The organism is Methylobacterium sp. J-026, assembly GCF_022829585.1.
GTDB lineage: Bacteria > Pseudomonadota > Alphaproteobacteria > Rhizobiales > Beijerinckiaceae > Methylobacterium.
Genome location: NZ_JAKSYC010000163.1, coordinates 42,991 through 54,703, shown reverse-complemented (window position 1 = coordinate 54,703; position 11,713 = coordinate 42,991). Strand labels below are relative to the sequence as shown.

Sequence of the window (11,713 nt, the reverse complement as noted above, 5' to 3'; positions counted from 1 at the left end):
CATCGGCGGCCGGATGCCAGGCCGCCGCGGGCGGCACGTCGAGGTGCGGGATTTGATGAGTGAGGCGGCGCGCGAGACCGGCGGCGAGCTGGGCATAGCCGATATCCAGACGCTGCTGGAATTGCTGCCGCACCGCTATCCGTTCCTGATGGTCGACCGCATCGTCGAGATCGACCGCGACGAATCCTGCGTCGGGATCAAGAACGTCACGGCCAACGAGCCGCAATTCATGGGGCATTTTCCCGGCCTGCCGGTCTTCCCGGGCGTGCTGCTGATCGAGGGCATGGCCCAGACGGCCGGGGCGATCTGCTGCCGTCATATCCGCACGGACGAGCTGCGCACCAAGCAGGTGTTCTTCATGACCATCGACAAGTGCAAGTTCCGCAAGCCGGTCACCCCCGGCGATCAGGTGCGCTTCCACATGCGGAAGATGAACCAGCGCCGGACCATGTGGTGGTTCCGCGGCGAGGCCCGGGTCGACGGCACCCTGGTAGCGGAGGCCGAGATCGGCGCCATGCTGGTGACCGAGTGAGCGCGGCCGCGATCCACGCGAGCGCCGTGATCGAGCCGGGCGCGCGGATCGGCGACGGGGTGCGGATCGGTCCCTTCTGCCATGTCGGGCCCGAGGTCGAGCTCGGGCCGGATTGTGAACTCGTCAGCCACGTGGTCCTGGCGGGCCGCACCACGATCGGCCCGCGCACCCGGATCTTCCCCTTCGCGTCGATCGGGCACCCGCCGCAGGACCTGAAATACCGGGGCGAGGCCTCGACCCTCACGATCGGCTCGGATTGCCTGATCCGCGAGGGCGTCACCATGAATCCCGGCACGAGCGGCGGCGGCCTCGAGACGGTGGTGGGCGATCACGGCACCTTCCTGGCCAATTCCCATGTCGGCCACGATTGCCGGGTGGGCGATCACGTCATTTTCTCCAACAACGTGATGCTGGCCGGCCATTGCGCGGTGGGCGATTACGCGATCCTCGGCGGCGGCGCCGCCGTGATCCAGTTCGCCCGGGTCGGGGCCCATGCCTTCGTGGGCGGGCTCTCGGGCCTGGAGAACGACTGCATTCCCTACGGGATGGTGCTGGGCAACCGGGCCTGCCTGTCGGGGCTCAACATCATCGGCCTGCAGCGCCGGGGCTTCGCCCGGGAGGACATCCACGCCCTGCGGCGGGCCTACCGCCTGCTCTTCGCCCCGGAGGGCACGCTGATGGAGCGCGTGGAGGACGTGGCCGCGACCTTCGAGTCCCACGCGGCGGTGCGGGAGATCCTCGATTTCATCCGCGTCGGTGGCAAGCGCTCGATCTGCACGCCGCGCGAGGTCCCGACCCCGATCGGCGCCGCCTGAACGGCCCGGGCCATGGCGGAGGCCGATCCTGTGCCCGAGGGCTCCCTCGTGCTGATCGCCGGGGCCGGGCGCCTGCCCGAACTCGTCGCCGAATCCCTGCGCCGGGCGCGTCGGCCGTTCCGGGTGATCGCGTTGCGCGGCTTCACCGGGCGGGGCCTGCGCGCTAGCGCGGATGCCACCGTCGACCTCCTCGACCTCGCCGCCACCCTGAAGCTGCTGCGCCGATGGGGGCCGGCCATCGTGATCCCGGCCGGGGGCGTCTCGCGCCCGAGCCCGGCGGCGATCCTCAACGCCGGGGCGGCCCTGCGCAACCGGGAGGCCCTGCGCGCCATCGCGGGCGGCGGCGACGACCGGCTCCTGCGCGCGGCGCTGACCCTCGTCGAGGAGGAGGGTCACCGGATCCTCGGCGTCCACGAGGCGGCGCCGGATCTGCTCTGCCCGGAGGGGCCGATCGGGCGCCGGGCGCCGGGCGCGGAGGCGGCGGCCTCGATCCGGACCGGGTGCGGCGTGCTGGCCGCGCTCTCGCCCTTCGACCTCGGGCAGGCCGTGGTGGTGGCCGGCGCGCGGGTGCTGGCCGCCGAGGGACCCGAAGGGACGGACCGGATGCTCGCCCGGGCGCGCGCCCTCGGGCGGCGACCGCTCGGCTGGGGGCGGCCGCTCCCCGCGACCGTGCTGGTGAAGGCGCCCAAGGTCGGCCAGGATCTGCGCGTCGACCTGCCGGCGGTCGGGCCGCGCACGGTGCGCAACGCCGCCCGGGCCGGCTGTGTCGGCCTCGCCCTCGAAGCCGGCGGGACCCTGGTGATCGACCGCGCCGCCACCGCCGCGGAGGCGGACCGGCTCGGCCTGTTCGTGGTCGGCTACGGGGGCGCGCCGTGACGGCGCGATCACCCACCATCTGGCTGGTCGCCGGCGAGGATTCCGGCGACCAGCTCGGCGCCAAGCTGATGCGGGCTTTGCGCGAGACGGCCCCCGATACGGCCTTCGGGGGGGTCGGGGGCGAGGCGATGGCGGAGGCGGGCTTCCCCTCCCTGTTCCCCCTGGATGACGTCGCGGTGATGGGCTACCTGCCGGTGCTTGCCCGCGCCCGCACGCTCCTGCGGCGGATCCGCCAGACCGCCGAGGCGGCGGTGCGCGCCCGGCCGGACGTGCTCGTGATCATCGACAGCCCCGGCTTCACCCACGCCGTAGCCAAGCGGGTGCGCAGGGCGGCCCCCGCCATCCCGATCATCGATTACGTTTCGCCGAGCGTCTGGGCGTGGCGCCCCTGGCGGGCGAAGGGCATGCGCCCGTTCATCGACCACGTGCTGGCGCTGCTGCCCTTCGAGCCCGACGCGCATCTGCGGCTCGGGGGGCCGCCCTGCACCTATGTCGGGCACCCGCTGATCGAGCGCCTGCCCGAGCTGCGCCCGGCCGGCGCGGATCTCCGGCACCGGGAGGCGGAGCCGTACAGCCTCGTGGTCCTGCCCGGGTCCCGCCGGTCCGAGATCGAGCGGCTGATGCCGGTCTTCGGACAGGCGCTCGCCCGGCTGGGGCGGGTGCTGCCGGTCGAGGCGGTGCTGCCCGCCGTGACGCGCCACCGCGCCCTGATCGAGCGCCTGTCGGCGGATTGGCCGGCTCCTGTGCGGATCGTCACCGGCGAGGCGCCGAAATACGCGGCGTTCCGCGGCGCGCGCGCGGCGCTGGCGGCCTCGGGGACCGTGACGCTGGAACTGGCGCTGGCGGGCGTCCCTATGGTCGTCGCCTACAAGGTCTCCCGGATGGAGGAGGTCATCGCCCGCCGGCTGATCCAGGTCCCGAGCATCGTTCTGCCGAACCTGATCCTCGCCGAGAACGCCATGCCGGAGTTCGTCCAGGCGGATTGCACGCCGGAACGGCTCGCCGAAGCCCTGTCGCCCCTCCTGACGGGGGGCGCGGCGCGCGCGGCGCAATGTGCGGCGCTCGCCCGGATCGACGCGCGGATGCGGCTCCGTGATGCGGACACGCCGAGCCGGGCCGCCGCGCGGATCGTGCTGGAGGCGGCCGAGCGGTCGAACGCCTAGCCCGCGCGCCGGCCGCAGCGGGTGTAGGTCACGGTTCCGCGGCTGCTCGACCAGGTCAGGTGATCGCCCTCCACCGTCAGCCGGACCTGTGACGCCCAGCGGCGGCCGCGGTCGTTGCACTCGGCCGCGGTCACCCACGCGTTTCCGGCGCGGCGCGTGTCGTGGAAGGTGCAGAGCGTGCGGCCGGCCCGGGCCTGATCCTGCGCGATCATCGCCGGGATGTAGCCCCGCCGCCGCGAGCGGGCCGCGCAGGCGTTGGGGTGCGGCCCCCAGAGGCCGACATACTCGGCGCCGACGGGCGCCGGGACGGGACGGGACGGGGGAGCCGGCGCCCGAATGGCCTGGACGGCCGGCACCGCATCCGCGGCCGGCCCGGGGCCGGAGCCGCGCGGCCTGTCGAGGACGACCACCGGCCGCGGCGACGGCGCCTGCCCGGAGGCGGTTTCGGCGGGTGAGGCCGCTTCAGGCTTCTGGGGCCGGAAGGGCAGGTCCTCGGTGAGGTAGGCCGCGCTGTAGGCGAAGAGCCCGGCCCAGCCGATGACGAGGAGCACCGGCAGCACGTAGCGACGCCTGGACACGGAACGAGGTTCCCCGCCCGGATCCGCCAGCACCACCGCCCCCATCGTCCGACCCTCGCGTCCGTTCAGCGGCCGAAGATCCCCTTGAGGAACTGCGCCGTGCGGTTGCGCTTGCGCTTGCGTTCCAGCTCCGAGGCATCCTTCAGCCACGCCACCTGGACCACCCGCCGCTCGCCCTCGAACGGCTCGTGACCGTGCCAGGAATTGTCGGCCCGCAGGAACGCGAACATCGTCCCCATGGTCGGCGGCACCTCGACAGCGAAGGGCTCGTAGTTCCGGCCGTCGTACAGCACCCGCAGCCGGCCGGCGGCCGGCGCGTCCCAGGCGTCGTTCATGTAGACGAGGAGCGTCAGCACCTTCGAGGGGCCGTCGGTGTGGATCGAACCGTATTTCGGCTGGCTGCGCCGCATGATCGTGGTGAGCCGCGGGCAGGAGACGAGGTCGATCCCGAACTTCGCGCCCAGGATCTCCGAGAAGGCATCGCTCTCCAGCTCGTCGATCAGCGCCTTGAAGCGGCCCTTCAGGGCGACTTCGTCCACGGTGAGGTAGCCGGGCTTGGCGATGTCGGGGAAGTCGCGGCGAATCGCGTCGATCGCGTTGGGGTTCAGGACGTTGCTGCCGAGGGTGTAGGCGTAGGGCTCGCGGGACACGGGCGCGGCGCGGATGGCCGAGATATCGAGGATCGAAAGGGCGGACATCGGTGGATCCCTTGGCTCCCTGGTGACGCGTCGTCTCCGGCGTGCCGGGCGGCCGTTCCAGGAATCTCATAATCCGCCGATTGCGGCGGTCCGACGGCGAAAGCCGCCCGGTGGCGCATTCCGGTGACAGTCTCCGGCCGCCCGCCCGTGCAGGATAGTGCGATGCCCGCGGACTTTCTTCCTGGGCGCATGTTGGACCCGTGTCTGATGAGGCCGCTGGCCCTCGCCTTGCTGTGCGTGCACCTCGTCGCGGTCGCGACCGGGGCGGAGGCGTTCGCCCAATCCCGGGCGCCGCGCGGCTCGATGACGGCCCGGATGACCTGCGCGGAGGCGATGGCATTGGTGAGAGGCGAGCGGGACGTGGTGATCGCCGCCGGCGCGGCGCCCGAGCGTTTCGTCAGCGGCCCCGGCCAGTGCAGCGGCTCCGAGATCGCCGAATTGCGCTTCGTGCCCACCCGCGACAACCCGCAATGCCCGATCGGCTATCATTGCCGCGAGCCGGGCTTCGAGGAATGGAACTGGTGAGCGGCCGGCCGGCATAAATCGACGCAGGCCCGGACGATGACGAAAGTTTCACGCGACAGCGCGGGGTCACGGCCACTATCTCGCCACTGACCGGGACCAAGGGCGCCCGGTTGCGCCCCTCACTGGGCGCGTTGCGACGGGAGACACGCGTGGCCGCACTCAGGACCGGGCTCGGGATCCAGGCCGTGCTCACGGCCGTAGCCGCGCTGATCCTGCTGGCGCTGCCGGGCATCCCGAGCCCGCCGCTCTACGTCTCGCTGGCCGGATTCGCGATGGCCGGCATCCTGATCGCCTCCAACGGAATCTCGGCCTATCTGAAGGTGTTCGTCTCGGTCTACGGCGTCGGCTACCTGCTGCTCGCCGGATCGAAGACCGTCGCCGCCCTTGGCCTGCTCCCGTCGGTGGTCGCGGCCCTGCTCCCCCCGGCCTTCGCGGCCACGGGCGCGGTGGTGTTCGCCGCGATCGTGCTCGGCATCGCCTATCTCGAGCCGATCCGGGCGATCACCAACATCGCCGATCCGTACTTCGCCAACCGCGACAAACCCACCAAGGAGATCGGCCTGTTCCGCTGGTTCGGAACCACGGAGGGCCGGATCGGCCGCAACCTCGTCGCCCTGTCGATCTTCGTGAACTTCGCCGACGTGGCGCTGACGCTGCGGTTCAACTTCTTCTACCGCGACATCTATAATGCGCTGCAGGAATACGACGCCAACGCCTTCTGGTACCAGCTGCTCTGGGTGTTCGTACCGCTGGCGACCCTGAACATCGCCATCGGCATGTTCGACCTGTTCGTTGATTCCTCGCTGCTCATCCGCTGGCGCACGTGGCTGACCCACAGCCTGTACGAGCGCTGGCTCGGCAACGGCACGCATTATCGCATCCCGTTCACCGACGAGGAGGCCGACAACCCCGATCAGCGCATCCAGGCCGACGTCAACAGCTTCATCGTTCAGACGACGACCCTGTCGATCCGGCTGCTGAGCCAGGCCGCGCAGCTGGTCTCGTTCATGGTGATCCTCTGGACCCTGTCGCGCGACTTCGTCGTGCCGTTCACCGACGCGGTGATCCCGGGCTTCCTGGTCTGGCTGGTGATCGGCTACGCCGTGGTGGGCACATGGCTCACCCACCTGATCGGTCGGCCGCTGATCGGGCTCGATTTCCGGCAGGAGCAAGTCGAGGCGAATTTCCGCTTCGCGCTCGCCCGCAATCGCATCTATTCGGAGCAGATCGCGCTGCTGCGCGGCGAGCGCGCGGAGGCCTCCCGGCTCTCGACGCTGTTCCACAGCGTCATCGACAACTACGTCGGCATCATCTTCCGCCGCATCAAGCTGATCGCCTTCACCTTCAGCTACCGGCAGGCGAGCGTGATCTTCCCGATGGTGCTGGCCGCGCCGTCCTTCTTCGCCAAGAAGATCACCCTGGGTGCCCTGCAGCAGACCTCGCAGGCCTTCGGGCAGGTGCAGAGTTCCCTGTCGTTCTTCGTCGACTCCTACACGACGCTCGCCGCCTACAAGGCCAACACCAATCGTCTCGGCTCCTTCCGGCGGGCGATGACCAAGGCCGAGGCATTGGAGACGGCCGGCTACGGCCTCGTCCAGGGCAACGACACGGCCGGCGACGTCACCGCCCGCGGCCTGGTGCTCGCCCTGCCGGACGGCCGGCCGATCGTCACCGCCGACGCGCTAACGCTGCCGCGGGGCGGCGCGACCCTGGTCACCGGGCCATCCGGATCGGGCAAGTCGACCCTGTTCCGGGCCATCGCGGGGATCTGGCCGTTCGGCAAGGGCCGGGTGGACGTGCCGGCCGGGCAATCGGCACTGGTCCTGCCGCAGCGGCCCTACATCCCCCAGGGCACGCTCCGCGGGGCCGTTGTCTATCCGAACACCGTCGACCAGTTCTCGGACGCGGCGATCAGGGATGCCCTGACGGCGGCGCAACTGCCCCAGCTGGCGGACCGCCTGGACGAGATCGACACGTGGGAGCGGCGGCTGTCGGGGGGCGAGCAGCAACGGCTCGCCATCGCCCGGGCCATCCTGTCCAAGCCGGAATGGCTGTTCCTCGACGAGGCCACGGCCTCGCTGGACGAGCCCTCCGAGGCGGCGCTCTATCGGATGCTGCGCGAGCGCCTGCCCGGGACGACGATCGTTTCGATCGGCCACCGCTCGACGCTGGACGCCTTCCATGACCGGCGCATCACGCTGGAGCCGGAGGGCGGCGTGTTCGTGCCGCGGTCGCGGCGGGAGCCGCTGCCCGCGGAGTGAGGCAGGCGGCCCCGGAGCGGACGCGCTCACTCCCCCCTCTGTGCGCGGGTAGGGCCATATGCGGCAGGTCGCCCTGAAGCGCGCTAAGCCCCCGTCCGCAGCCCCGCGGCCGCCCGTGCCGCCATCTCGATCGCCGCGGGATCCAGCGTGTCGGGCTTCACCACCCAGCTGCCGCCGACGCAGAGCACGGACGGGATCGCCAGCCAGTCCGGGGCGCTCGCCTCGGTGATTCCCCCCGTCGGGCAGAACCGCACCGCGCCGAACACCGCCGCGTGTGCCTTCAGCGCCTTGATCCCGCCCGCGGACTCGGCCGGGAAGAACTTGAACCGGTCGAGCCCGGAATCGAGGCCGCGCATGATGTCGGCGGCCGTGGCGACGCCCGGCAGGTAGGGGACGCCGTTCGCCTTCGCGGCGTCGGTGAGGGGCTCGGTCAGGCCCGGCGAGACGATGAATTCGGCCCCCGCCGCCAGGGCGTTGTCGAGGTCGCGGGGATTGAGGACCGTCCCGGCCCCGACCACCGCGCCCTCGACCCGAGCCATCTCCCGGATCACGTCGAGGGCCGCCGGCGTACGCAGGGTCACCTCCAGGGCGGTGAGACCGCCCTTCACCAGGGCCTCGGCGATGGGCCGGGCCTGGGCCACGTCCTCGATCACCAGGACCGGGATGACGGGCACGGAGCGCATCAGCGCGTCGATGCTAGCCAGATCGTTCATGCTCGGCGACTCCCCTACGGTCTCAGAGGCCGGCGGCGGCGAGCATCGCCGAAGCGCCGCGCTCCGCCGTGTCGGCCCCGTGGCGCATGAAGGCGAACAGCTCCCGCCCGGTGCCCTGTGCCGGCGCCGGCGCCTCGGCCTCGGGGCGGGCGGCGAGTTCCGCGTCGTCGACCAGCACCTCCAGCAGCCCGTCGGCCGCGCTGAGCCGGACGATGTCGCCGTCACGGATCCGCCCGATCGGGCCGCCGCCCAGCGCCTCCGGGCTCAGGTGGATCGCGGCCGGCACCTTGCCGGACGCCCCCGACATGCGGCCATCCGTGACCAGGGCGACCTTGTGGCCGCGGTCCTGGAGCACGCCGAGCGGCGGGGTGAGCTTGTGCAGCTCCGGCATGCCGTTGGCCTTCGGGCCCTGGAACCGGACCACCACCACGACGTCCCGCTCCAGCTCGCCCGCCTTGAAGGCCTTGAGCACGTCGTCCTGATCGGAGAACACCCGGGCCGGGGCCTCGATGGTCCGGCGGCTCTCCTCTACGGCGCTGGTCTTGAACGTCGCCCGGCCGAGATTGCCCTGCACCAGCCGCATGCCGCCGTCCGGCTGGAACGGGGTGGCGGGCCGGCGCAGCATCGCCTCGTCCAGGCTCTCCGCCACGGCGTCCTCGAAGACCAGCTCTTCTCCGGCAAGCTTGGGGTCGCGGGCATGGTCGCGCAGGGACTGGCCCGCCACCGTCAGAATGTCGTCGTGCAGGAGGCCGGCATCCAGGAGCGCGGCCATCACGAAGCTCATGCCGCCGGCGGCGTGGAAGTGGTTCACGTCGCCCGCGCCGTTCGGGTAGACCCGGGCGATCAGCGGCACCGCGTTGGACAGCTGGTCGAGATCCGCCCAGTCGATCACGATGCCGGCGGCGCGGGCGATGGCGGGCAGGTGGATCGCGTGATTGGTCGATCCGCCCGTGGCGAGCAGGCCGACCGCGGCGTTCACGATCGCCTTCTCGTCGACGCAGTGGCCGAGCGGCCGGTAATCGTTGCCGGCGCCGCCGATCTCCGTGAGCCGGTGGATCGCCGCCCGGGTCACGGCCTGGCGCAGCTTCGTGCCGGGATTGATGAAGGACGCGCCCGGCATGTGCAGGCCCATCATGTCCATCATCATCTGGTTGGAATTGGCGGTGCCGTAGAACGTGCAGGTCCCGGCGCCGTGATAGGAGGCCGACTCGGATTCGAGGAGTTCCGCGCGGCCGACCTTGCCCTCGGCGTAGAGCTGGCGGATCCGCTGCTTCTCCTTGTTGGCGAGCCCCGAGGGCATCGGCCCGGCCGGGATCAGGATCGTCGGCAGGTGGCCGAAGCGGAGCGCCCCGATCAGCAGGCCCGGCACGATCTTATCGCAGATGCCGAGCAGAGCCGCGCCGTCGAACATGCCGTGGCTCAAGCCCACCGCGGTGGAGAGGGCAATCGTGTCCCTGGAGAACAGCGACAGCTCCATGCCGCTCTGGCCCTGGGTGACGCCATCGCACATGGCCGGCGTGCCGCCCGCCACCTGGGCGGTAGCGCCGCGCTCCCGGGCGAACAGCTTGATCTGCTCGGGATAGCGCCCGTAGGGCTGATGGGCCGACAGCATGTCGTTATAGGCGGTGACGATGCCGATATTCATCACCGTCCGCTCGTCGCGGATCGCCGCCTTGTCCTCGCCGGAGGCCGCGAAGCCGTGGGCGAGGTTGCCGCAGGCGAGGGTGCCGCGCCGGACCCCCGCCTCACGCTCGCGGGCGATCAGGTCGAGATAGGCGCGCCGGGTCTGGCGGGAGCGTGCCACGACACGCTCGGTGACCGCCGCGACCTCGGGATGAAGCTCGGTCATGCTCGTTCCTCCAGGCTCGGTGCAGACGGACCGCCCCCGACGGGGCCGCGACCGGCGCGGCTGCGTCGCGAGCCCATATCTAAAGGGTGCGCTGCGGGATGTAACCCGGCCGGCGCGCAACTGATGCGTGCCCTCCCTCCCCCGCAGAGGGGGAGGGGGATGCGCTTGGTCTTTCACCGCCGCGGCGGAGATCGAAGGCGTTTCCGCCCTCAATACTCCCAGAAAATCCGCTGCAGCTCCTTGGTGTCGCTGGTCTTGGTCAGCGCCACGGCGGCCAGGATCTTGGCCTTGGCGGGGTTCAGGTCGTGGGCGACCACCCAGTCGTAGGTGTCGTCAGGCTGCTCGGCGTTGCGCAGGACGAAGCCGTCCGGCACCCGCGAGGAGCGGATCACGAGGGTGCCCTTGGAGCGGATGTCCTTGAGCTTGTCCACGAGGTAGCCCGGCACCGAGCCGTTGCCGGTTCCCGCGTTGACGATCGCCTTGGCTCCGGCCTGGACCTCCGCGTCGTAGACGCCGGGGATCATGTTGCCCGACCCGTAGACGATGCCCACCAGAGGCAGGCTGTCGATCTGGTCGATGTCGAATTCGGAACTCGTGTTGTGGCGCTTCGAGAGCGAGCGGTAGAAGTAGGTCTTGCCCTCGACCACCATGCCGAGGGGCCCCCACTGGCTGTAGAAGGCACTCGGCACGACGTTGGTCCGCTTGCTCACGTCGCGGCCGGACTGGATGTAGTCGTTCATCGTCACGGTGACGCCTTTGCCCACCGCCTCCTTGCTGGCCGCCACCGTGACGGCGTCGAGGAGGTTGAGGGCGCCGTCCGCCGAGATCGCCGTCGACGGCCGCATCGAGCCGACCACCACGATCGGCTTGTCGCTCTTCACCACGAGGTCGAGGAAGAACGAGGTCTCCTCCAGCGTGTCGGTGCCGTGGGTGACGACCACCCCGTCGACGTCGTCCTGCTTCAGCAGCTGGGAGACCCGCTTGGCGAGCTGGACGAGCTGCGCGTCGGTGAAGCTCTCCGAGGCGATCTGGAAGACCTGCTCGCCGCGCACATTGGCGATGCTGCTCATCTGCGGCACGGCGGCGATCAGCTTGTCGACCGGCACCTTGGCGGCGGTGTAGGTGGCGCTGTTGGCGGCGTCGGCGCCCGCACCGGCGATCGTGCCGCCGGTGGCGAGGATGACGACGTTGGGCTTCTTCACCGCCGCCGCCGCCCCGGCCTCGGGCATCTCGCGGGCGCGGAGCGGGCTCGCCCCGAATCCGCCGGCCAGGGCCAGCGCGAAGACCGCTCCGCGCAAGGCAGGCGCCGCACCGCTTCGGCTACAGAACATCGCAGATCCTCGATGAGTGGAGGGAATGACGAGTCGGAACTCGGCGCGGGATGGTAACCGCGCCCCGGCCTGAGGCAAGGATCATGCGGGATGGAGGCGCGCAACGGATCGTTAGAGGAGCCCGGGCGTTACTGAAGTTGGTGTCCGCTCGGAGGTAAGCCCCATGCCGCATCTCGCCGGCCTGCTCGAGGAACTCGAGCGGAGCGAGCCCGCACGGGCCGCCCTGTCGATCCTGGAAAAATCCCTCGCCCGCCGCTCGGTCGAGGAGCAGAGCGCCTTCTGGCGCGCGGTCAATCTCTACTACGTCTCGCGCAAGGCCCCACCCGAGGCGATAATCCCCGCGGCCGTGGTCGCCGCGCTCGGCTGAGCGAG

12 protein-coding genes are annotated in these 11,713 nt (G+C 71.0%); 7 read left to right on the top strand and 5 right to left on the bottom strand.

Features of this window, described 5'->3' with window-relative positions:
* Positions 1 to 55: 55 nt before the first annotated feature.
* The 4 genes from fabZ (at position 56) to lpxB (ending at position 3,386) form a co-directional block, all read left to right on the top strand.
* On the top strand, positions 56 to 532 hold the full coding sequence (gene fabZ / locus MKK69_RS15585; RefSeq protein WP_243969182.1) for a 3-hydroxyacyl-ACP dehydratase FabZ: 477 nt from the start codon (positions 56 to 58) through the stop codon (positions 530 to 532).
* The gene (gene lpxA, locus MKK69_RS15580; RefSeq protein ID WP_243969181.1) at positions 529 to 1,347 is read left to right on the top strand and encodes an acyl-ACP--UDP-N-acetylglucosamine O-acyltransferase; all 819 of its coding nucleotides are present in this window, start codon (positions 529 to 531) and stop codon (positions 1,345 to 1,347) included. The genes fabZ and lpxA overlap by 4 nt, the downstream gene beginning before the upstream one ends.
* Positions 1,348 to 1,359: 12 nt before the next feature.
* Positions 1,360 to 2,223 (top strand): LpxI family protein, encoded by an 864-nt coding sequence (locus MKK69_RS15575; protein ID WP_243969179.1) that lies wholly within the window; start codon positions 1,360 to 1,362, stop codon positions 2,221 to 2,223.
* 68 nt (positions 2,224 to 2,291) lie between these two features.
* A complete protein-coding gene (gene lpxB, locus MKK69_RS15570) occupies positions 2,292 to 3,386 on the top strand; it encodes a lipid-A-disaccharide synthase (RefSeq protein ID WP_243969253.1) in 1,095 nt (364 codons plus the stop codon).
* Here the strand turns inward: lpxB and MKK69_RS15565 are convergent.
* On the bottom strand, positions 3,383 to 3,964 hold the full coding sequence (locus tag MKK69_RS15565) for a peptidase inhibitor family I36 protein (protein ID WP_243969177.1): 582 nt from the start codon (positions 3,962 to 3,964) through the stop codon (positions 3,383 to 3,385). The genes lpxB and MKK69_RS15565 overlap by 4 nt on opposite strands.
* Positions 3,965 to 4,029: 65 nt before the next feature.
* The gene (locus tag MKK69_RS15560) at positions 4,030 to 4,662 is read right to left on the bottom strand and encodes a 2OG-Fe(II) oxygenase (protein ID WP_243969175.1); all 633 of its coding nucleotides are present in this window, start codon (positions 4,660 to 4,662) and stop codon (positions 4,030 to 4,032) included.
* A 207-nt stretch (positions 4,663 to 4,869) separates the two neighbouring features.
* Here MKK69_RS15560 and MKK69_RS15555 point away from each other — a divergent pair, with 207 nt between their 5' ends.
* Positions 4,870 to 5,187 carry a hypothetical protein gene (locus MKK69_RS15555; RefSeq protein ID WP_243969173.1) on the top strand — a complete coding sequence of 106 codons (318 nt, stop codon included), beginning with the start codon at positions 4,870 to 4,872 and terminating at the stop codon, positions 5,185 to 5,187.
* Between the two features lie 149 nt (positions 5,188 to 5,336).
* The gene (locus MKK69_RS15550) at positions 5,337 to 7,448 is read left to right on the top strand and encodes an ABC transporter ATP-binding protein/permease (protein WP_243969171.1); all 2,112 of its coding nucleotides are present in this window, start codon (positions 5,337 to 5,339) and stop codon (positions 7,446 to 7,448) included.
* An 83-nt stretch (positions 7,449 to 7,531) separates the two neighbouring features.
* Here the strand turns inward: MKK69_RS15550 and eda are convergent, their stop codons facing one another.
* The 3 genes from eda to MKK69_RS15535 form a co-directional block, all read right to left on the bottom strand.
* The gene (gene eda, locus MKK69_RS15545) at positions 7,532 to 8,161 is read right to left on the bottom strand and encodes a bifunctional 4-hydroxy-2-oxoglutarate aldolase/2-dehydro-3-deoxy-phosphogluconate aldolase (RefSeq protein ID WP_243969169.1); all 630 of its coding nucleotides are present in this window, start codon (positions 8,159 to 8,161) and stop codon (positions 7,532 to 7,534) included.
* A gap of 22 nt (positions 8,162 to 8,183) precedes the next feature.
* Positions 8,184 to 10,010 carry a phosphogluconate dehydratase gene (gene edd / locus MKK69_RS15540; protein ID WP_243969168.1) on the bottom strand — a complete coding sequence of 609 codons (1,827 nt, stop codon included), beginning with the start codon at positions 10,008 to 10,010 and terminating at the stop codon, positions 8,184 to 8,186.
* 209 nt (positions 10,011 to 10,219) lie between these two features.
* Positions 10,220 to 11,341, bottom strand: coding sequence for an asparaginase (locus MKK69_RS15535; protein ID WP_243969166.1), 1,122 nt, complete (start codon positions 11,339 to 11,341; stop codon positions 10,220 to 10,222).
* A 163-nt stretch (positions 11,342 to 11,504) separates the two neighbouring features.
* Here MKK69_RS15535 and MKK69_RS15530 point away from each other — a divergent pair, with 163 nt between their 5' ends.
* A complete protein-coding gene (locus tag MKK69_RS15530) occupies positions 11,505 to 11,708 on the top strand; it encodes a hypothetical protein (RefSeq protein WP_243969164.1) in 204 nt (67 codons plus the stop codon).
* The last annotated feature ends 5 nt before the right edge of the window (positions 11,709 to 11,713 follow it).

What these genes read in the sequence shown, in the direction of transcription:
- lpxB (WP_243969253.1), top strand. Translation starts at nt 2,292, where the DNA reads ATGCGGGCTTTGCGCGAGACGGCCCCCGATACGGCCTTCGGGGGGGTC.
- eda (WP_243969169.1), bottom strand. Translation starts at nt 8,161, where the DNA reads ATGAACGATCTGGCTAGCATCGACGCGCTGATGCGCTCCGTGCCCGTC.
- MKK69_RS15575 (WP_243969179.1), top strand. Translation starts at nt 1,360, where the DNA reads ATGGCGGAGGCCGATCCTGTGCCCGAGGGCTCCCTCGTGCTGATCGCC.
- fabZ (WP_243969182.1), top strand. Translation starts at nt 56, where the DNA reads ATGAGTGAGGCGGCGCGCGAGACCGGCGGCGAGCTGGGCATAGCCGAT.
- MKK69_RS15530 (WP_243969164.1), top strand. Translation starts at nt 11,505, where the DNA reads ATGCCGCATCTCGCCGGCCTGCTCGAGGAACTCGAGCGGAGCGAGCCC.
- edd (WP_243969168.1), bottom strand. Translation starts at nt 10,010, where the DNA reads ATGACCGAGCTTCATCCCGAGGTCGCGGCGGTCACCGAGCGTGTCGTG.
- MKK69_RS15555 (WP_243969173.1), top strand. Translation starts at nt 4,870, where the DNA reads ATGAGGCCGCTGGCCCTCGCCTTGCTGTGCGTGCACCTCGTCGCGGTC.
- MKK69_RS15560 (WP_243969175.1), bottom strand. Translation starts at nt 4,662, where the DNA reads ATGTCCGCCCTTTCGATCCTCGATATCTCGGCCATCCGCGCCGCGCCC.
- MKK69_RS15535 (WP_243969166.1), bottom strand. Translation starts at nt 11,341, where the DNA reads ATGTTCTGTAGCCGAAGCGGTGCGGCGCCTGCCTTGCGCGGAGCGGTC.